Annotated in this window: 16 protein-coding genes; 11 read left to right on the forward strand and 5 right to left on the reverse strand. The window is 71.9% G+C overall.

Annotated elements, in window-relative coordinates:
- Positions 1-303: 303 nt before the first annotated feature.
- Positions 304-2,667, reverse strand: a complete 2,364-nt coding sequence (locus AAHF99_RS02290; RefSeq protein WP_342162479.1) for an ATP-dependent helicase — start codon at positions 2,665-2,667, stop codon at positions 304-306.
- Between the two features lie 106 nt (positions 2,668-2,773).
- On the opposite strand from AAHF99_RS02290, the gene AAHF99_RS02295 reads away from it, so the two are divergent.
- The 3 genes from AAHF99_RS02295 (at position 2,774) to AAHF99_RS02305 (ending at position 7,100) form a co-directional block, all read left to right on the forward strand.
- Positions 2,774-3,031 (forward strand): hypothetical protein, encoded by a 258-nt coding sequence (locus tag AAHF99_RS02295; protein ID WP_342162480.1) that lies wholly within the window; start codon positions 2,774-2,776, stop codon positions 3,029-3,031.
- Positions 3,032-3,116: 85 nt separating this feature from the next.
- The gene (locus AAHF99_RS02300; RefSeq protein WP_342162481.1) at positions 3,117-6,575 is read left to right on the forward strand and encodes an AsmA-like C-terminal region-containing protein; all 3,459 of its coding nucleotides are present in this window, start codon (positions 3,117-3,119) and stop codon (positions 6,573-6,575) included.
- Positions 6,576-6,647: 72 nt separating this feature from the next.
- The gene (locus tag AAHF99_RS02305) at positions 6,648-7,100 is read left to right on the forward strand and encodes a type II toxin-antitoxin system MqsA family antitoxin (protein WP_342162482.1); all 453 of its coding nucleotides are present in this window, start codon (positions 6,648-6,650) and stop codon (positions 7,098-7,100) included.
- On the opposite strand, the gene AAHF99_RS02310 is transcribed toward AAHF99_RS02305, so the two are convergent.
- Positions 7,064-9,175: a S9 family peptidase gene (locus AAHF99_RS02310; RefSeq protein ID WP_342162867.1), complete on the reverse strand. Its 2,112-nt coding sequence runs from the start codon at positions 9,173-9,175 to the stop codon at positions 7,064-7,066. The genes AAHF99_RS02305 and AAHF99_RS02310 overlap by 37 nt on opposite strands.
- 399 nt (positions 9,176-9,574) lie before the next feature.
- On the opposite strand from AAHF99_RS02310, the gene AAHF99_RS02315 reads away from it, so the two are divergent.
- The 3 genes from AAHF99_RS02315 (at position 9,575) to AAHF99_RS02325 (ending at position 11,265) form a co-directional block, all read left to right on the forward strand.
- Positions 9,575-10,006: a Ros/MucR family transcriptional regulator gene (locus tag AAHF99_RS02315; protein WP_342162483.1), complete on the forward strand. Its 432-nt coding sequence runs from the start codon at positions 9,575-9,577 to the stop codon at positions 10,004-10,006.
- Between the two features lie 106 nt (positions 10,007-10,112).
- Entirely contained in the window at positions 10,113-10,331 is a 219-nt protein-coding gene (locus tag AAHF99_RS02320) for a hypothetical protein (RefSeq protein ID WP_342162484.1), read from the forward strand.
- Between the two features lie 73 nt (positions 10,332-10,404).
- Positions 10,405-11,265 carry a DUF6456 domain-containing protein gene (locus tag AAHF99_RS02325; RefSeq protein ID WP_342162485.1) on the forward strand — a complete coding sequence of 287 codons (861 nt, stop codon included), beginning with the start codon at positions 10,405-10,407 and terminating at the stop codon, positions 11,263-11,265.
- Here AAHF99_RS02325 and AAHF99_RS02330 read toward each other — a convergent pair.
- Together AAHF99_RS02330 and AAHF99_RS02335 are read right to left on the reverse strand one after the other, a co-directional pair.
- Positions 11,262-11,684, reverse strand: a complete 423-nt coding sequence (locus AAHF99_RS02330; protein ID WP_243959221.1) for a SufE family protein — start codon at positions 11,682-11,684, stop codon at positions 11,262-11,264. The genes AAHF99_RS02325 and AAHF99_RS02330 overlap by 4 nt on opposite strands.
- Before the next feature lie 8 nt (positions 11,685-11,692).
- The gene (locus AAHF99_RS02335; protein ID WP_342162486.1) at positions 11,693-12,757 is read right to left on the reverse strand and encodes a sensor histidine kinase; all 1,065 of its coding nucleotides are present in this window, start codon (positions 12,755-12,757) and stop codon (positions 11,693-11,695) included.
- Positions 12,758-12,965: 208 nt separating this feature from the next.
- Between AAHF99_RS02335 and AAHF99_RS02340 the strand changes: the two genes are divergently transcribed.
- Entirely contained in the window at positions 12,966-13,607 is a 642-nt protein-coding gene (locus AAHF99_RS02340; protein WP_342162487.1) for a hypothetical protein, read from the forward strand.
- Positions 13,582-14,874 (forward strand): DNA-packaging protein, encoded by a 1,293-nt coding sequence (locus AAHF99_RS02345; RefSeq protein ID WP_342162868.1) that lies wholly within the window; start codon positions 13,582-13,584, stop codon positions 14,872-14,874. Before AAHF99_RS02340 ends, AAHF99_RS02345 begins: the two co-directional genes overlap by 26 nt.
- A gap of 28 nt (positions 14,875-14,902) precedes the next feature.
- On the opposite strand, the gene AAHF99_RS02350 is transcribed toward AAHF99_RS02345, so the two are convergent.
- Positions 14,903-15,169, reverse strand: a complete 267-nt coding sequence (locus AAHF99_RS02350) for an immunoglobulin domain-containing family protein (RefSeq protein WP_342162488.1) — start codon at positions 15,167-15,169, stop codon at positions 14,903-14,905.
- A gap of 256 nt (positions 15,170-15,425) precedes the next feature.
- Here AAHF99_RS02350 and AAHF99_RS02355 point away from each other — a divergent pair, with 256 nt between their 5' ends.
- The 3 genes from AAHF99_RS02355 to AAHF99_RS02365 all read left to right on the forward strand — a co-directional run bounded on the left by AAHF99_RS02355 (position 15,426) and on the right by AAHF99_RS02365 (position 18,542).
- The gene (locus tag AAHF99_RS02355; protein ID WP_342162489.1) at positions 15,426-16,583 is read left to right on the forward strand and encodes a phage portal protein; all 1,158 of its coding nucleotides are present in this window, start codon (positions 15,426-15,428) and stop codon (positions 16,581-16,583) included.
- A gap of 139 nt (positions 16,584-16,722) precedes the next feature.
- Complete coding sequence (locus AAHF99_RS02360; RefSeq protein WP_342162490.1) at positions 16,723-17,214, forward strand: HK97 family phage prohead protease; 492 nt, start codon at positions 16,723-16,725, stop codon at positions 17,212-17,214.
- Positions 17,211-18,542 carry a phage major capsid protein gene (locus tag AAHF99_RS02365; protein WP_342162491.1) on the forward strand — a complete coding sequence of 444 codons (1,332 nt, stop codon included), beginning with the start codon at positions 17,211-17,213 and terminating at the stop codon, positions 18,540-18,542. The genes AAHF99_RS02360 and AAHF99_RS02365 overlap by 4 nt, the downstream gene beginning before the upstream one ends.

Raw genomic sequence — 18,542 nt, forward strand, 5'->3', positions numbered from 1 at the left:
ACGGGGCTGGCCTATCTGGACGTGTACCTGAACCGACGTAGTCTACGTACTCCTGCTACTTTCAAGCATAGCGATGGGCCAATTCTTGGCGCTCATCGAAGTTCCAGGGCTTCGAAGGTTGCCTGTGGAGAGTAAACCATTTCACCCCCGGAACGGAGCCGGCGAAGCAACCAACACACCAAAATCGGCTGCGCGCCAGATTTGTTCACCGGGTGTGACTCGCGGGTGACGGTTTCGGGCCGGAGGGCCGGAAAGGCGCGAAGTCCAATTCCGTCCCGGGCCGCCGTGTCCCGGCGGCCACGCTCAGGCGGGCTGGACGAAGCTGTCGAGGACCATCTTCCGCCCCGCCTTGTCGAAATCGACCGTGAGCTTGTTGCCGTCCACCGCCGCGACCTCGCCGGGGCCGAACTTCGTGTGGAAGACCCGCTGCCCCGTGCTGTAGGCGGAGGGCGTGCCCGTCGACTTGGCGATCAACTCGCCCTCGATCTGCCGGGGGCCCGACGAGGCCGTGCCCCGCCGGCCGGGCGAGGCGCCGAAGCCGCGCCCGCCGGTATTGGCATTCGTGCGCTCTTGCGCCCGCTGCCAGCCCGGCGTGCCGTAGCTCGATCCGAAGGGCTGCGGGTTGCGGTCGAAGCGCGAGGCGCCGGCCGAATAATGGGCGGGGGCGTCCACCACATCCACCGAGGCGGCGGGCAACTCATCGATGAAGCGCGAGGGGATGGTCGAGGACCACAGCCCGTGGATGCGCCGGTTGACCGCGAAGGAGAGCTTCGCGCGCTTGCGGGCGCGGGTGAGGCCGACATGGGCGAGGCGGCGCTCTTCCTCCAGGCCCGCGCGGCCGCTCTCGTCCAGGGCGCGCTGGTTCGGGAACAGCCCGTCCTCCCAGCCGGGGAGAAACACCGTGTCGAACTCCAGACCCTTGGCGGCGTGGAGCGTCATCAGCGAGACGCGGTCGGCGCCCTCGGCCTCGGAGGCTTCCATCACCAGGGAGACGTGTTCGAGGAAGGCCGCCATGTCGGGGAATTCCTCCATGGAGCGGACGAATTCCTTCAGGTTCTCCAATCGGCCGGCGGCGTCGGCGGAACGCTCCTTCTGCCACATCTCGGTGTAGCCGGATTCCTCCAGGATCGTCTGTGCGACCTCGTTGTGCGGCTGGCTCTCCACGAGGCGCGCCCAGCGGGAAAAGCTCTCGGTCAGCGCCCGCAGGGTCTGGCGGACCTTGGGCTTGAGTTCGTCGGTCTCGCACAGGCGACGGGCGGCGGTGAGCAGCGGCACCCGCTCCGCGCGGCCGTAGCCGTGCAGTTGCTGCAAGGTGGCGTCGCCGAGGCCGCGCTTGGGCGTGTTGACGATCCGCTCGAAGGCGAGGTCGTCGCTGCCGTTCATGGTGACGCGCAGATAGGCGAGCGCGTCGCGGATCTCGGCCCGCTCGTAGAAGCGCGGGCCGCCGATCACCCGGTAGGGCAGGCCGAGCTGCACGAACCGATCCTCGATCTCGCGCATCTGCGCCGAGATGCGCACCAGCACCGCAATCTCCGAGAGCGCATGCTTCTTCACCTGAAGCGTTTCGATGGCCTCGGCGAGCAGACGCGCCTCCTCCTCGGAATCCCAGGCGCCCGTCACCGTCACCGGCTCGCCGGGCTCGTCCTCGGTGCGCAGCGTCTTGCCGAGCCGGCTCTCGTTCTTGGCGATGAGGCCCGAGGCGGCGGCGAGGATGTGCCCCGTCGAGCGGTAGTTGCGCTCCAGCCGGACCACGGTGGCGCCGGGGAAGTCGTGCTCGAAGCGCAGGATGTTGTCGACCTCGGCGCCGCGCCAGCCATAGATCGACTGGTCGTCGTCGCCGACGCAGGCGACGTTCTTGCGCTTCTGCGCCAGCAGCCGCAGCCACAGGTACTGCGCGACGTTGGTGTCCTGGTACTCGTCGACGAGGATGTACTTGAACCGCTCCTGGTAGTTTTCGAGGACGTCCGGGTTCTCACGCCAGAGCTTGAGGCACAGCAGCAGCAGATCGCCGAAATCGACCGCGTTCAGGGTCGCGAGGCGGGCCTGGTAGGCGGTGTAGAGGGCGCCGCCCTTGCCGAAGGCGAAGGAGGTCGCCTCGCCCGGCGGCACCTGCTCCGGCGAGAGGCCGCGGTTCTTCCAGCCGTCGATCGTGTGGGCGAGGGCGCGGGCGGGCCAGCGCTTCTCGTCGATGTTCTGGTCGGCCAGCACCTGCTTCATCAGGCGAAGCTGGTCGTCGGTGCCGAGGATGGTGAAGTCCGATTTCAGCCCCACCATCTCGGCGTGGCGGCGCAGGATCTTGGTGCCGATGGCGTGGAAGGTGCCGAGCCAGGGCATGCCCTCGCCCGCCGGGCCGATCAGCGACCCGATCCGCGACTTCATCTCGCGGGCGGCCTTGTTGGTGAAGGTCACGGCCAGGATGTCGAAGGGCCGGGCGCGGCCGGTGGTGATCAGGTGCGCGATACGCGTGGTCAGCACCCGCGTCTTGCCCGTGCCCGCGCCCGCGAGCACGAGGATCGGCCCCTCCGTCGTCTCGACGGCGAGGCGCTGCTCGGGGTTCAGCCCGTCGAGATAGCCGTCCGACTCCCGCCTCAGCGTGCCGAGGGCGCGGGCGGTGATCGATGCGGTGGGGCCGTCCGCGGCGGGCAGGGCATTCGGGCGGTTCTGCATCGTCCCTCACTGGACCAAATCGCGAACGGCGTCGAGGCCGGAACCCCTCCGCGGGCCACCGCTTGACCCGTCAGACATCTCGATATCCGACACCGCAAGGCCCCCCATGCGTCCGTTCACCGCCCTCGCCACTCTCTCTCTGTCCCTCGCCCTCACCGCCGCCCCGGCCCTGGCACAGGTGCAGCAGGCCAACCCGAACGCCGCCAACGATTCGATGTCGCGGATGAGCACCCAGCGCTCGCAGGAGATCGGCGCCGGCCCCTCCGCGAACAGCGGCGCGACGATGACCCAGCCGCGCAGCGCCCCGACCCCGCCGCCCATCCCGTCGCCCATCCCCAGGGCCGGCGGCGCCACGGGCCGCTGAGGGCTCGCGCGGGGCCGCCCCCTTCATGCTATAGGCGCGGGCGGGCGGCCCACGGGGGCACGCGGAGAGGTCTGGAACGGGAACGGTGCGTGATCTGCTGACCGCGCTGGCAGGCGCGATCGTCCTCGTCCTGATCGCGGCGCTCGCCGTTCCGCCCTTCATCGACTGGACGGCCCACCGGGCCTTCATCGACCGCACGCTGTCGCAATCCCTCGGGGTGCCGGTGCAGAGCCAGGGCCGGGTCGAGGTGCGGCTCCTGCCCTCGCCGCGCCTGCGCGTCGACCGGCTCGTCGTCGGCGGGCGGGACGGCCCCGCCCTCGACGCCCGCTTCGTGAAATCCGAGATCGCGCTGGCCCCGCTCCTGAAGGGCGAGGCGCGGTTCACCGAGACGCGGGTCGGCCGGGCCGAAATCCGTCTGCCGGTGAGCGAGGGCGAATCGGTCCACCTGCCGCGCGGCCTCCTCGACGGGCTGCGCACGAAGGATCTCGCCATCGAGAACCTTCAGATCCAGCAATTCCTCGTCACCACGGCGGTGCGCGCCACCGGCCGGACGGACCAGTTCACCGCCGACGACGTGCGGGTGCAGGCGCCCTCCCTCGTCGGCCCCTGGCGCATCGAGGCGACGAGCGGCGGCGTGCCCTTCCGGGCCGTCAGCGGCACGCCCGATCCCGAGGACCGTCTGCCGGTGAAGATCTCCGGCGGCGGCGACGCTTCGCCCCTGTTCGAGGTCGACGCGAAGTTCGGGCTCGCCCTCGACGACACCGATTCGGATGCCAGCATCGTGCGGGCCGAGGGCACCGCGCGGCTCGTCGTCGGGCCGCCGAGCCAGGCGGCGGGCGCCTACCTGCCCTTCACCCTGTCCGGCGCGTTCAAGTCGCGCGGCACGCAGGTGCGGTTCGATCAGGCGAGCGTGGACATCGATCCCGGCGGCAAGACCCTGCGCCTCGAAGGGACCGGCCGCCTCGACCTGCACCAGTGGCGGGCGGCTCTCGCCCTCAAGGCGCGCCGGCTCGATCTCGACGCCTTTCTCACCTCCACCGAGGGCGGGGCCCTGCTGGCACGGGGCATCCCGCGCGGTGGCTGGGGCCTGCCGGTGATGCTCGATCTCGACGTCGCGGTGGACAGCGCCGCCTTCGGGGCCGCCGAATGGAGCGACATCGCGGTCGCGGGCACGGCGGAGCGGGGGGGCGGGCTCCTCATCCGGCGCCTCGCCGCGACCGGCCCCGGCGAGGCGCGGATCACCGCCAGCGGCGAGATCGAGGGGGCGCCCCTGCGGCTCACCGGCCCGGTCTCGCTCCTCGCCAAGCAGTCGGACGCCCTCGGGCGGCTGCTGCGCCGCCTCGGCGCCGAGGGGCCGTGGCTGAGCCTGTTCGACGGGCGGCCCCTCGACCTCTCGGCGGATGTCGCGGCCTCGCCCTCCGATCTTTCCCTGCGGAACCTGCGCGCCGGGTTCGGCACCGCCCGCCTCAGCGGCAATGCCCGCTACGTCGCCCCCGAGGCCGGCACGCGGGGCCGGTTCGAGGCGCAGCTGCTGGCGAGCGGCCTCGACATCGCCGCCCTCCCGCCCTCCGGCACGGCCCTCTCGGCCCTGCGCGACATGGACCTCGCCCTGACCCTCCAGGCGAAGGACGTGCGCTTCGGCAGCGTCGGCTCCGGGGCGGGCACCATCGCCGCGCGGATTCAGTCCGACGGAAGCCGCCTCGTAGTGGACAGCCTTGACGTGAGCGACCTCGCGGGCGCCAGCGCCAAGCTCTCCGGCTCCCTCGCGGCGGACGGCACGGGTCGCATCGCCGGCCGGCTCCAGGCCCCCGCCGCCGCGCCCCTGGTCGGGCTGCTCGAACGGGTGTGGTCGGACGAGTTGCAGGCCGTCCCCGCCTTCCTGCGCACCGCGCCCCTCGACCTCGCCGTGGTCCTCGACCGGGACGCGCCGGAGAGCGGCGGCCTGCGGGTGCAGGCCAAGGGCAAGGCCGGCGGCGGCACCCTCGACCTCGCCGTGCGCAGCCGCGACGGACGCATCCTGGCCGGCAACGGCACGCTCTCCACCCCCCACGCGGGATCGTGGTTCGGCCGCACCGACATCCCCGGGCTGCAACAGCCGGCGGACCTGCGCGTCACCGCCGAGCCGCGCGGCGCGGTCTCGGAGCTGCGCCTGCCGAAGGAGCCCGAGGGGACGGGCTTCGCCCTCACCCTCGCCGGCACCGTGGCGGGGCTCTCCATCGGCACCGACCAGCCGATCCTCCTGCCCGCGAAGGGCGCGGCGCCGGAGGGCGGGCGGATCACCCTGCGCACGGCCGACCTCGCCCCGTTCCTCACCCTCGCGGGCGCGGCGCGGCTGGAGCCGGGCGCATGGCCCGCCGACCTCACCGCGACCCTGTCCGCGGACGGGGGCGATCCGCAGGCGGCGGTCAGCGGCACCGTCGCGGGCTCCGCCGTCGAGGGCACGCTCATCCGCGGCGGCGACGGCGCCTTGCGCGGCAGGGCGCGCCTCGCCCAGCTGTCGCTGCCCCGGCTCGCGGCCGCCTTGCTCATGCCGCAGGAGGGGGGCCGCCCCGGCCCGCTCCCGGCCCGGCCGCAGGGCAGCCTCGACCTCGGTGTCGCGCGCCTCGATCTCGGCCGGGGGCTCGTCGCCTCGGACGCGGCCTTCACCCTCGGCCTGGAGCCCGACACCCTCACCCTCGGCGGCCTGACGGCGCGGCTAGCGGACGGGCGACTCTCCGGCACCGCGACCCTGGCGCGCCGGGGCGACAGCCTCGCCGTGACGGGGGAGGGGAGCGCGGAGGATTTGTCGCTCGCCGCCCTGTCCGGGGGCCGCGCGCTCACCGGTCGCCTGACCGCCGGGATGCGATTCGCGGCGAGCGCCAACGCCCTGCCGGCGCTGGCGGCCAACCTCGCCGGGAGCGGTCGCCTGACGCTCAAAGACCTCGCCGTCTCGGGGCTCGATCCCGCCGCCCTCGGCCGGGCCCTGGCGCTGGCCGCCGAGGCCGAGGACCCGCTGCGCGAGGGGCGGCTCGGTGCTCTGGTCTCGCAGGAACTCGGCAAGGCGGGGGCGCAGGCTCCCGCGCCGGTCTCGGCCCCCGCCACCATCGTCGGCGGCGTGCTGCGGGCCGGACCCCTCGACATCGATCTCGGCCCCGCCCGCTGGACCGGCAGCGTCACCGAGGATCTGCGGGAAGGCCGCCTCGACGCGCGCGGTACCCTCGTCGGCGGCGCGGTGCCCCCAGGCTGGCCGGCGGGCCCGCCTTCGGTGCAGTACGCCCTGACCGGCAGCCTTGCCGACCCGGCGCGGAGCCTCGATGCCGGCCCCCTGGCGACCGGCCTCGCGGCCTTCGTCCTGCAGCGCGAACTGGAATCGCTGGAACTGAACGAGGCGGACCAGATCGAGCGACAGCGCCGCCGCGACCGGATCGAGCTCGACAAGACCCGCGCCGCCGCCCTCAAGGCCTACGCGGACAAGCTCGCCGCCGAGGAGGCCGAGCGCCAAGCCCGCGAGCGCAGCGAAGCGCCCGCCCCGGCAGCCCCGGAGCCGGTGTCGCCGCAACCGTAGCGACCCATTGATCTGCCTTCCTTGCAGAGGAGATGATCCAGTTTCGCCTTATGTCGTTCATAGAGCGGTGAGATGCCCCGGCCGATCCTGCCAGAGACGATGACCTCGCCGGAGACGGGCCTGACGCTCGCGCGCGGCGTGCGTCCCTTCGCGGTGACATACAAGGGCGAGACGCTCACCGTCGACCTGCCGGGCTATTACCCCGACGGCGAGGGGGAGGGCGTCCATGTCGGCGACGACATGACCATCGTGGATGCGGCGCTGCGGACCCTCAAGGAGAGGATCGACGGGCTACCGAGCCCGGCGACCATCCGCCGGGTCCGGCGCAAGCTCAAGCTCTCCCAGCGGGAGGCCGGGACCCTGCTGCGGGTGGGCGAGGCCGCGTTCGACAAGTACGAGCGCGGCCTCGTGGAACCCAGCGGGCCGACGATCCAGCTCATGCGCGTGCTGGACCGCCACCCCGAACTGGCCGAGGAGCTTCGGCTTTCCTACTCCACCCCCGCCGCCGTCAGGGCGAAGGCGTAGATCAGGGCGACCTCTTCCAGGCGGTCGAACCGGCCGGCGGCGCCGCCGTGGCCGGCTTCCATGTTGATCTTGAGCAGGATCGGCCCCCCGCCCGTCATGGTCGCGCGCAGGCGGGCGACCCATTTCGCCGGCTCCCAATAGGTCACGCGCGGGTCGGTGAGGCCGCCGAGCGCCAGGATCGCCGGATAGGCCTTCGCCTGCACGTTGTCGTAGGGCGAGTAGGCGAGGATCGTCTCGAAGGCCGCGACGCTCTCGGCCGGGTTGCCCCATTCGGGCCATTCCGGCGGGGTGAGCGGCAGTTCCGCGTCGAGCATCGTGTTCAGCACGTCCACGAAGGGCACGTCCGCGACGATGCCGGCGAAGAGCTCCGGCGCGATGTTGGCCACCGCGCCCATCAGCATCCCGCCCGCCGAGCCGCCATGGGCGACGATGCGCTTCTCCGCCGTGTAGCCGGCCGCGATCAGCGCCCGCGCGCAGGCCACGAAATCCGTGAAGGTGTTCGGCTTCTTCTCGCGCTTGCCGTCGAGGTACCAGCGCCAGCCCTTCTCCGTGCCGCCCCGGACATGGGCGATGGCGTAGACGAAGCCGCGATCCACCAGGGAGAGCAGGTTCGTGCGGAAGGCCGCCGGCATCAGCGTGCCGTAGGAGCCGTAGCCGTAGAGCAGCAGCGGCGCGGAGCCGTCGAGCGCCTGCCCCTTCCGGTGAAGGAGCGAGATCGGCACCTCCTGCCCGTCCTCGGCGGTCGCGAACAGGCGGCGCGTCACGTAGTTCGCCGGATCGTGCCCGCTCGGCACCTCCTGGCGCTTGCGCAGGTAGCGCTCGCGACTGGCGCAATCGTAGTCGAAGGTCTCGGCCGGGGTCGTCATGGAGGAATAGACGAAGCGGATCCGCGCCGTCTCGAACTCGCTGCCGGGCTGCAGGCCCAGGGAATAGGCCTCCTCCCCGAAGGCCACCGGGTGCTCCTGCCCGTCGAGGAGGTCGCGCACCACGATGCGGGGCTTCGCGTTCTCGATCTCCAGCCGCACCATGTGGCCGGAGAGGACGTGCAGGTGGCGGATCATCACCCCCGCCCGGTGGGGCACCAGATCCCGCCAGTTCTCAATGCCCGGATCGGAGAGCGGCGCGGTGACGACCTTGAAGTCCTCGGCGCCGTCCGCGTTGGTGCGGATGAACAGGCTCTCGCCGTGGTCGTCCACCGAGTAGATCAGGAGCGGCGTGCGCGCCTGGACGAGGAGCGCGGGCGAGGTCGGCGCGGCGCGCGCGATGAGGCGCACCTCGGCAGTCTCGTGGTCGCTCGCGGTGATGGCCAGGAACCGGCCGGACTGCGTCTCCGAGATGTGGACGAAGTAGCCGGCATCCGGCTCGACATAGACCGTCTCGTCTTCGCCCTGCGTCGTCCCGAGCCGGTGAAACATCACCCGCGCCGGGCGGTGGTTGGCGTCGAGGGCGACGTACCAGAAGCCGCTGCCGTCCGCCGTCCAGACGGCCTCGCCGGAGGTCGCCTCGATCAGGTCCGGTCCGTCCTCCCCCGTGGCGAGGTCGCGCACCCGAATCGCGTGCAATTCCGAGCCCTTAGTGTCGGCGCCCCAGGCGAGGCGGGCGTGGTCGTCCGAATGGGAGGCCGAGGCGATCTCGAAGAAGGGGAGCCCCGTGCCCTCCTTGTCGCCGTCGATGAGGATCGTCTCCTCCTCCGGCAGGCCGAGCGGCGCCTCCGGCCGGGTGGGGCGGCGGCAGACCAGGGGGTGCTGCCCGCCGTCGCGGTGGCGGGTGTAGTAGGCGAAGGGCCCGTCCGGCTCGGGCACGCCGCTGTCGTCCTCGCGGATGCGGGCGCGCATCTCGGCGACGAGGCGCTTGCGCAGGTCGGCGGTGCCGGCGAGCGCGGCGTCGGTATAGGCGTTCTCCGCGCGGAGATACGCGGCGATGTCCTCCGGCAGCGCGGCGGGGTCCTTCAGCACCGCCTGCCAGTTCGCGGCCTTGAGCCACGCGTAATCGTCCTCGACCGTCCGCCCGTGGACGGTGACCTGCGACGGGCGGATCTCGGCGACCGGCGCGTCCCCGCCCTTGCCCTTCAGCATCTGCGCCCACTCCGTCTCGGCATTCATGGTCTTGGCATTCATGGCGCCGGGTGTGCCGCGTGCGGCGGACGGAGGCAAGCGGAGCCGTCGCGAGGTCCCAAAGCAACTGCGGATCGTATCTAAGTGCTGAATACTACTGCAGGAGAGGTATTGCAAATCAAATGAGGGATATTGGAAGCAATTGATTCGTCAATTTTGCCGTATTGGCGCCTTGCGATGCCTTGTCCGATATCTTACCCGAATTGAATGCCGCATGGTGTGGTTGTCGCGAAGTCAGGCTCCGGCGGCATGAAGCAAGATTGTTAGTGATAACTCAGTCAGCGCGTTAGCGATTTAAAAACTAAACAGGAAACGACACGGGCTAACCACTCACTGCCCTTGAGGTAAGGATCTAAGGTCATGAAAAGACAGCAAGTCGCGCTCGACCGGATGCGGATGACCGTCAAGATCGCCACGTCCTACGTCGGCAACAGGAACGTCGCGGCGGAAGAACTCGTGCCCCTGCTCGAGCGCATCAGTCATGCGCTGGTCGGGGTGGCGACGGGCAAGGTCGTGGCGAAGGCGTCCACCGGCCCACTCGAGCCGGCGGTGCCGATCAAGAAGTCGGTGACGGACGAGTACATCATCTGCCTGGAGGACGGGCGCAGCTTCAAGTCGCTGAAGCGGCACTTGCGGGCGAAATACAATCTCAGCCCCGAGCAGTACCGAGCCAAGTGGGGCCTGCCGCCGGATTACCCGATGGTGGCGCCGAACTACGCCGAGGCGCGCTCCAAACTCGCCAAGGCGATCGGCCTCGGCCAGCCACGCGAGAGCTTCGGGCAGGCGGCCTGATCCGCCGCTTCGGCCCCGGGTTCCGGCCCGGGGCAGGGCAACGCTTGCGCGCCCGCGGCGTTATGGCTGAGCCAAGCTTGCAGCATTGGGCTCAGCGAGGAACGACATGGCCCGTGACCCCGTGACCGGCGAGGCGAGCCCCGCCGAGGATCTTGATGCCATCAACGCCAACCTCGCGGAGTGGGCGGCGCGCTCGGCCGCGACCAGCGACGCGCTGGTGGAGCGGTTCGAGGCCATGGGCTACGAAGTCCGCGGCAAGGACGAGGACGCGATCGCCGAGGTGCTGCGCCACCCGCCGACGCGCCCTGTGGACAGATCGGCCTGAATTCTTGACCTAAGACTATTTTCTGGTATCTCGGGTTCCCTCGGTCCACCGCGTCACGACGAGGGAACAAATCATGAACAAGCGCATGGATAGCGTGACCCGTGGCCCCCTGCGGCGGGGCGAGGCGCGGCGGGCGGCCCCCGCGAGCGTGATCCTCTCGCGGGAGGCGACGCGGCTGCTGGCGGCCCTGGCGAATCCGGGGGCGGAGGCGCGGCCCGATCCGTTCGACGGGGAGGCGCTGATCGTCCGCCGGGCGGAAGGCGGGGTGTCCCTCGGCGGCGGGCGGTTCCCCCGGCGGGCGGCGGAGGAGTTGCGCGCGGCCGACCTCGCGGCGGCGATGGCGGGCGGGCGCGTGGTGGTGACGGCGCCGGGCCTCGCGCGGCTGCGGCGGGAGCAGGGCGGCGCCATCGAGCCGTTCCGGGGGCAGCATCTCGACGTGGTGCGGGGCCGGGGGCCGGGCGAGCCGCCCCTGCGCGATGCCGGGGAGAGCCCGCTCGCCTGGATGGCCCGCCGCCGGGACCGCGACGGGCGCCCGATGATCGATCCGGTCGAGTACGAGGCGGGGGAGCGCCTGCGCCGGGACATCGCCCAGGCGCTGATGCTGCCGAAGATGGGCGCGGACTGGACCGCCCCCCGCGTCGATGGCGGCGGCGCGCGGGATCCGGCCTCCGGGTCCGACACGGCGGTGGCGGCGCGCCAGCGGGTGCGGGCGGCGCTCGCGGCGGTGGGGCGCGACCTGTCGGACCTGCTCCTCGACCTCTGCGGCTTTCTGAAGGGGCTGGAGCGGATCGAGACCGAGCGCCGCTGGCCGGCGCGCTCGGCCAAGGTGGTGGCCCGCATCGCCCTGGCCCGGCTCGCGGAGCATTACGGGCTGGAGCGCGAGGCGCGCGGGCCGGAGCGGGCCCGCTCCCGCCTGTGGCGGATGAACGGCTAGGCCGAGAGGCGCACCGCGTCGCGGTGGATGCGGTCGGCCATGGCGCGCACGCCGTTGGAGCGCTGCGGCGTCAGGTGCTCGCCGAGGCCGAGCTTGGTGTAGAGGGCGAAGGCGTCGGTGTCGGCGGCTTCGCGGGGGGATTTGCCGTCGAACAGGGCGACCATCAGGGCGACGAGGCCCCGCACGATATGGGCGTCGCTGTCGCCTTTCACCCGCAACCTGCGGTCGCCGCCGGCCTCGTCCACCGCGAGGTCGAGCCAGACCTGGCTGGCGCAGCCCTGCACCTTGTTGGCCTCGGCGTGCAGGGCCTCGTCGGCGGGGGGCAGCTGGCGGCCGAGTTCGATCAGGTAGCGGTAGCGCTCCTCCCAATCGTCGATGAACTCGAAATTGTCGATGATGGTCGTGATGGGCGGCAGCATGATGGGGCTCACGGCGCCTCGGTGGCGCGGGGCAGGGGCAGTTCCAGCGTCAGCGGGTTGGCGGGGGTCGCCTCGCCGCTGGCCAGGATCTCGGCCTGGGCGGCGTAGGCGGCGATGAGGCGCGGGCCGAGCTTCGGCACGGTCGGCCGGTTCGGCTCGCCGACATCGCTGACGTTGGAGATGACGGTGACGGTGATCGGCGCGTCCGGCGGCGCCTCGATGCCGATAGCGATGGAGCAGGCCACGGTCTCGGCGGTGGCGTCGAGGCATTCGGCGACAATCTCGGCGACGATCATACCGAGCGCGTTGGCGGTGCGCGGCTCCACGAGGCCGTTGCCGCCGCCGTTCACCTGCACGCCGATCCGCCCGGCCCGGCGCAACTGCCCGAGGCCGGAGGCGAGGCGGCGCAGGTAGTCGCGCAGGTCGATGGAGGCGATGTGCGGCGCCTCGTGCAGGTGCTGCTGCACCAGGGCGATGGCCCGCACCCGCTGGCCCAGGGCCTCGAAGCTGCCCCGGCAGGCATCCGGGGCGGCGCGGCCGTAGAGGCCGATCAGGCTCACCATCACCTGAAGGTTGTTGCGCACCCGGTGGTAGACCTCGGCAAGCAGCGCCTCCTTCTCGGCGAGGGCGTGCTCGATATGCTCCTCGGCATGCTTCCGGTCGGTGATGTCGAAGCAGGAGCCGAGATAGCCGAGGAAGCGACCCTCCTCCACGAGGGGGCGCGCGGTGTCGAGGAGCCAGCGGTAGACGCCGTCGTGCCGGCGCAGCCGGAACTCCACGGTGAAGGGCTCCCGCGCGGCCAGCGCCGTCTCGACGATCCGGGCGTGGCGCTCGAAATCCTCCGGGTGCAGGCCCTCGCGCCAGCCCCGGCCGAGCTCGTCCGCCAGGGTCCGCCCGGTGAATTCCAGCCAGCATTCATTGTGGTGGACCGCCTGACCATACTGGTCGGAACGCCACAACATCAGAGGCACCACGTCCGCGAAACGGCGGAAGCTGTCGCTCAGGGCAGCAGCCCCCGCATCGTCCGACACCTGGGATCCGCTCCGATCAGCCGATGATGGGATTTCGCCCATGCTTAACTCTTAGCGCTATCGGGATGGGTGGCCGAAGGAAACGCGCCGGTCAACGTGTCGGGGTGGGTGCCGTTCCGGCTTCACACAGGGGACATGCCGACGCGCCACCTCTCTCAAGACCGCAGGCCCAGGATATGATTTTTATCGTTGACAGCGGTGCGCTGGTTCGGTAGAAGGTACGCACGCTCAAGAAGTGTGGGGGCGGCCGATGCCTAACAAAGCCGGCCACCCGGCCGCATTGCGCGCCGAGGCGCAGCGTCTCCTTCAAGACAGAAGCCTGACCGTCGGCGCCATCGCGCAGCGGCTCGGCGTGCCCGCGCGCACAGTCGTCGGGTGGAACCTGCGCTGCGGCGCGCGCCCGCCGAAGCCCCATCCGCGCACCCTCAAGGAATGGCTCCCGTCCCGGCGGGGGGCGATGTCCCGGCTTCTCGCGGTGCCGGAGATCGACCCCGGCGACGTCGCGGAGGCGGCGGGCTATGCGCGGGACGCGGCGGACATGCTGCTCGCCGCCTTCGGCGCCGCGCCCTGGCGCGAATCGGATGGGGACGTGGCGGACCCGCCCCATCTGCGGGCGCGGCTGCGGGCGCATATCGGCCGGCAGATCGCGGTGCTCGATGCGGCGCTCTCGGCGCCGGAGCGGCCGGGGCTCGATTCGGCCAAGGTGCTGCGCGACCTCGGCGGCCTGAAGCGGCTGCTGGACGATCTCGATTCCGATGGGGCAGGGGAGGGCGCGGTCCATGACGAGCCGTCCCGCTCCGATGATTCCGCCGGCTTCGGCGACCCAGCCGCCCTCCGCGAGGAGATCGCGCGGCGCTTTGATCGCTTTGTCGCGGGCGGGGAGGCTCCCTGACTTCCTGGCTGGCCTGCCGCCGGATCTGCTGGCCGGGCTCGACGCCGATTGGCTCCACCGGGCGCGGGCGGATCAGCTCCCGCCGGAGGGCGACTGGACCATCTGGGCGGTGATCGGCGGGCGCGGCTGCGGCAAGACGCGGGCGGGGGCCGAATGGGTCGATGCCCTGGCGCGGGGCGACCCCGCCTTCACGGGGGAGGCGGTGGGGCGGATCGCCCTGGTCGGCGAGACCCTGCACGATGTCCGCGACGTGATGATCGAGGGGGAATCGGGCCTGCTCAACCTGCCCCGGCGGGGCCGGGCGCGGCCCGTCTGGTTCCCCAGCCGCCGCCGGCTGGTCTGGGGCAACGGGGCGGTGGCGCAGGCCTTCTCGGCCGAGGAGGCCGATTCCCTGCGCGGCCCGCAATTCGGCGCGGCGTGGTGCGACGAGATCGCCAAGTGGCGCGAGGCGGAGGCCGCCTTTGACATGCTGCAATTCGGCCTGCGCCTCGGGGCGCGGCCGCGCAGCCTCGTCACCACCACGCCCCGGCCGGTGCCGCTGATCCGGCGGCTGCTCGCCGACCCGCGCACGGTCGTCACCCGGGCGCGCACCCACGACAACGCCGAGAACCTCGCCCCGGATTTTCTCTCGGCGGTGGTCGGGCGCTACGCCGGCACCCGCCTCGGGCGGCAGGAGCTCGACGGCGAGCTCATCGCCGACCGGCCGGACGCCCTGTGGACGCGGGAGGGGATCGAGGCGGCCCGCGTCGCGGCGGCGCCGGACCTCTCGCGGATCGTCGTGGCAGTGGACCCGCCCGCGAGTTCCGGGGCGCGCTCGGATGCCTGCGGGATCGTCGCCGCCGGGCGGCAGGGGGAGCGCGCCTTCGTGCTCGCGGATGCGAGCCTGCGCCGGGCCACGCCCGAGGCCTGGGCGGCGGCGGCGCTCGCGCTCTACCACCGGTTGGAGGCCGACGCCCTCGTGGTGGAGGTGAACCAGGGGGGCGAGATGGCGGAGAGCGTCATCGCCCAATGCGACCCCGCCGTGCCGGTGGTGGCGGTGCGGGCGCGGCGGGGGAAATACCTGCGGGCGGAGCCGGTCTCGCTGCTCTACGCCCGTGGCCTCGTCCACCATGTCGGCACGCTGCCCGCGCTGGAGGACGAGATGTGCGATTTCGGGCCCGACGGCCTGTCGAACGGGGCCTCCCCGGACAGGCTCGACGCCCTCGTCTGGGCGCTCACCGACCTCATGCTCGGCGCCCGCGCCGAGCCGAGGATCCGGCGCCTGTAGCGGGAACCGCGAGGCGCCGGGACCGGCCTTACTTGTTGCTGCCGCCGCCTTGCGGCACGGCGCGGGAGGGCTGGCCCGCATTGCCGCCGGCCGAGGAATTGGTGGTGACCGTGTCGGCGGGGTTGCCGTTCGAGATGGTGGCGGCGTTCGGCGCACCGGTCGAGCCCGATTGCGGCGTGACCACGGGGGCCGAGGATTGCGGCGCGGTGGGCGGGGTCGCGGCCGTCTGCGCCAGGGCGGCGCCGGTCAGGCCGAGCACGATGGTCGTGGACGCGACGATGGAACGAACGAGCATGTAAGCGAACCCTCTTTGCAAGATGTCTCGCTGTCCAACGTGCCCCGGCGCGAAGAGGTTCGCAGAAAAACGGCGCGCCCCGTGAAGGGCGCGCCGTCAGTGGGTCCGTGGTCTCTGGAACGAACCGTATTCCGAATACAGCATCATGCTGTGGCTCGCTGTGGCGAAAGCATCACGCCCACCGGGCAATGCGTCATTCTTTCGCGCCTAAGTTGCGTCGCCCCGCGCGCCGCCTTCCTCCCGCACGAGGCAAACCATGCCCAAGCTTCTCGACCGGCTCGTCCGGGCGGCCGGACGCGCACGCCCGCCTCTCGCCACCAAGGCGTCGCCGCCGGGCTTCGCGCTCTATGCCGATTGCCGGCCGAACTGGACGCCGCGCGATCCGGCCTCCCTGGCGCTCGCGGGCTACCAGCGCAATCCGGTCGTCTACCGGGCGGTGCGGCTCGTGGCGGAATCGGCCGCGAGCCTGCCGCTCAGCGCAGTCTCCGGCGACGGGCGGGGGCTGATGGCGCTCCTCGCCCGGCCGAACCTGCGCGAGAGCGGCGTGCAGCTGCTGGAGACGGTCTATGCCGACCTGTTGCTCGCCGGCTCGGCCTATCTCGAAGCGGTGAGCGTCGATGGCCGCGTGGTCGGGTTGCAGGCCCTGCGGCCGGAGCGGATGCGGGTGGTGACGGGGCCCGACGGCTGGCCGAGCGCCTACGTCTACACGGTGGGCGGGCGCAGCCGCCGCTTTGACCTGATGGACGGAATGGTGCCGCCGATCCTGGCGCTCACCCTGTTCCATCCCGGCGACGACCATGGCGGCCTGCCGCCCATCGCGGCGGCGGCGACGGCGCTCGACATCCACAACGCGGCGGCGGCCTGGAACAAGGCGCTCCTCGACAACGCCGCCCGGCCCTCCGGCGCCCTCGTCTTCGCGGGGGCCTCCCTGTCCGAGACGCAGTTCGACCGGCTGAAGGGCGAGCTGGAGGCGAATTACCAGGGGGCGGGCAATGCGGGGCGCCCGCTCCTTCTGGAGGGCGGGCTCGACTGGAAGCCGCTGGCGCTTTCCCCCCGCGACATGGATTTCGTGGAGGCCAAGAACGCGGCAGCGCGGGAGATCGCCCTGGCCTTCGGGGTGCCGCCCCTGCTCCTCGGCCTGCCGGGGGACAGCACCCACGCCAACTACGCCGAGGCCAACCGCGCCCTCTACCGCCAGACCCTGATCCCCCTCGCGCGGCGCACGGCGCAGACCATCGCCCATTGGCTCGAACCGGCCTTCGGCGCGGTGGAGCTGGAACCGGACCTCGACCGGATCGAGGCCCTGGCCTCCGAGCGGGAATCCCTGTGGCGGCGCGTCCAGGGCGCCGACTTCCTCACCCAGGCCGAGAAGCGCGAGGCGGTGGGCTACCCGCCCGAGGCCCCGTCCCTCTGAGCCGTCATCGCGAGCGTAGCGAAGCGACCCAGGGCAGCGGGACGCCTCAAGTGGTGGCGCATCCCTGGATTGCTTCGCTGCGCTCGCAAAGACGGGTGTGGTCGAAGGCTCGGGTCTTCTCCTCAAGCAGGACACTTCCATGGATGGCCTCATCACCGGCTATGCCAGCCTTTTCGGCGTGCCCGATCTCGGCCGCGACGTGGTCATGCCCGGCGCCTTCGCCGGCACGCTGGCCCGGCGCGGCGCGGCGGGCGTGCGGATGCTGTTCCAGCACGATCCGGCCGAGCCCATCGGCCGCTGGATCGCGCTCCGCGAGGATGCGCGCGGCCTCTACGCGGAGGGCCGGCTCAACCTCGCCGTCCAGCGCGCCCGCGAGATCGCGGCGCTGATGCGCGAAGGGTCGCTCGACGGCCTCTCCATCGGTTTCCGCACCCTCAGCGCCCGCCCCGGCGCCGACGGGTCCCGCCGCCTGCAGGGGATCGACCTCTGGGAGATCTCCGTCGTGACCTTTCCCCTGCAGCCGGGGGCGCGGGCGAGCCCGAGCCCCAGCCCCGAGGCCCTGCGCGGCCTCGCCCGGCTCATCGCCCCCGCCCGACCCCTTTCCACCCCCCGCACCGAGGTTTGCCGATGACGTTCCATGCCGCCCTCGAAACCAAGGCCCTCGAAACCAAGGCCCTCGAAACCAAGGCCCTCGAAACCAAGGCCCTCGAAACCAAGGCCGTTTTGCCCCCGCTGGAGAACAAGGCCGCCGAGCCCGCCCCCGTCCGCTCGGCCGTCGATGACGTCGCCGCCGCCTTCGCGGCCTTCAAGGAGACCAACGACGAACGCCTGCGCCAGATCGAGACCCGCTTCGGCACGGATGTGGTGACGGAGGAGAAGCTCGCCCGCCTCGACGCCGCCATCGATGCCGCCCGCACCCGCCTCGACCGGATGGGCCTGGAACGCGCCCGCCCGGCGCTCGCCGACCCGCTGACCCGCGACGACGGCGCCGCGCAGGAGCACAAGGCGGCCTTCGACCTCTATGTCCGAGCCGGCGAGAGCGGCGGACTGAAGCGGCTCGAATCCAAGGCGATGTCGGCGGGCTCCGGACCGGATGGCGGCTACCTCGTCCCCGACACCCTGGAGCGGACGGTGCTGCAACGGCTCGCCGTGCTCTCGCCGATCCGCGCCATCGCCAGCGTGCAGCAGATCTCCGGCGGCCAGTACAAGCGGGCGGTCTCGACCGGCGCCCCCGTCACCGGTTGGGTGTCCGAGACGGCGGCCCGCCCCGGCACCGACGCGCCGAGCCTCGCGCAGCTCGCCTTCCCGGCGGCGGAACTCTACGCGATGCCCGCCGCCACCCAGACGCTCCTCGACGATGCGGTGGTCAACGTCGAGGAATGGCTGGCGGGGGAGGTCGAGACCGCCTTCGCCGAACAGGAGGGCATCGCCTTCGTCACCGGCAGCGGCGTCGGGCGGCCGAAGGGCTTCCTCGCCTCCGACACGGTGGCGAACGCGTCCTGGGTGCCGGGCAAGCTCGGCTTCGTCGGCACGGGCAACTCGGCGGCCTTCGCGGCGTCGAACCCGTCCGACGTGCTGTTCGACCTCGTCTACGCCCTGCGGGCCGCCTACCGCCAGAACGCCCGCTTCGTGATGAACCGGAAGACGCAGAGCGCCATCCGCAAGTTCAAGGACGCGGACGGGAACTACCTGTGGCAGCCGGCGCTCGCCGCCGACCGCTCCGCGACGCTGATGGGCTTCCCCGTCACGGAAGCGGAGGCCATGCCCGACATCGGCGCGGGGAGCCTGTCCGTCGCCTTCGGCGACTTCCGGCGGGGCTATCTCGTGGTGGACCGGACGGGCCTGCGGGTGCTGCGCGACCCGTATTCCGCCAAGCCCTACGTGCTGTTCTACACCACGAAGCGCGTCGGCGGCGGGGTGCAGGACTTCGACGCGATCAAGCTCCTGAAGTTCGCCTGA

The sequence above is a fragment of the Methylobacterium litchii genome, from assembly GCF_038442315.1.
GTDB lineage: Bacteria > Pseudomonadota > Alphaproteobacteria > Rhizobiales > Beijerinckiaceae > Methylobacterium > Methylobacterium litchii.

Coding starts and splice junctions, on each gene's coding strand:
- AAHF99_RS02290 (WP_342162479.1), bottom strand. CDS start 2,667: ATGCAGAACCGCCCGAATGCCCTGCCCGCCGCGGACGGCCCCACCGCA.
- AAHF99_RS02295 (WP_342162480.1), top strand. CDS start 2,774: ATGCGTCCGTTCACCGCCCTCGCCACTCTCTCTCTGTCCCTCGCCCTC.
- AAHF99_RS02305 (WP_342162482.1), top strand. CDS start 6,648: ATGCCCCGGCCGATCCTGCCAGAGACGATGACCTCGCCGGAGACGGGC.
- AAHF99_RS02310 (WP_342162867.1), bottom strand. CDS start 9,175: ATGCTGAAGGGCAAGGGCGGGGACGCGCCGGTCGCCGAGATCCGCCCG.
- AAHF99_RS02315 (WP_342162483.1), top strand. CDS start 9,575: ATGAAAAGACAGCAAGTCGCGCTCGACCGGATGCGGATGACCGTCAAG.
- AAHF99_RS02320 (WP_342162484.1), top strand. CDS start 10,113: ATGGCCCGTGACCCCGTGACCGGCGAGGCGAGCCCCGCCGAGGATCTT.
- AAHF99_RS02325 (WP_342162485.1), top strand. CDS start 10,405: ATGAACAAGCGCATGGATAGCGTGACCCGTGGCCCCCTGCGGCGGGGC.
- AAHF99_RS02330 (WP_243959221.1), bottom strand. CDS start 11,684: ATGCTGCCGCCCATCACGACCATCATCGACAATTTCGAGTTCATCGAC.
- AAHF99_RS02335 (WP_342162486.1), bottom strand. CDS start 12,757: ATGGGCGAAATCCCATCATCGGCTGATCGGAGCGGATCCCAGGTGTCG.
- AAHF99_RS02340 (WP_342162487.1), top strand. CDS start 12,966: ATGCCTAACAAAGCCGGCCACCCGGCCGCATTGCGCGCCGAGGCGCAG.
- AAHF99_RS02350 (WP_342162488.1), bottom strand. CDS start 15,169: ATGCTCGTTCGTTCCATCGTCGCGTCCACGACCATCGTGCTCGGCCTG.
- AAHF99_RS02355 (WP_342162489.1), top strand. CDS start 15,426: ATGCCCAAGCTTCTCGACCGGCTCGTCCGGGCGGCCGGACGCGCACGC.
- AAHF99_RS02360 (WP_342162490.1), top strand. CDS start 16,723: ATGGATGGCCTCATCACCGGCTATGCCAGCCTTTTCGGCGTGCCCGAT.
- AAHF99_RS02365 (WP_342162491.1), top strand. CDS start 17,211: ATGACGTTCCATGCCGCCCTCGAAACCAAGGCCCTCGAAACCAAGGCC.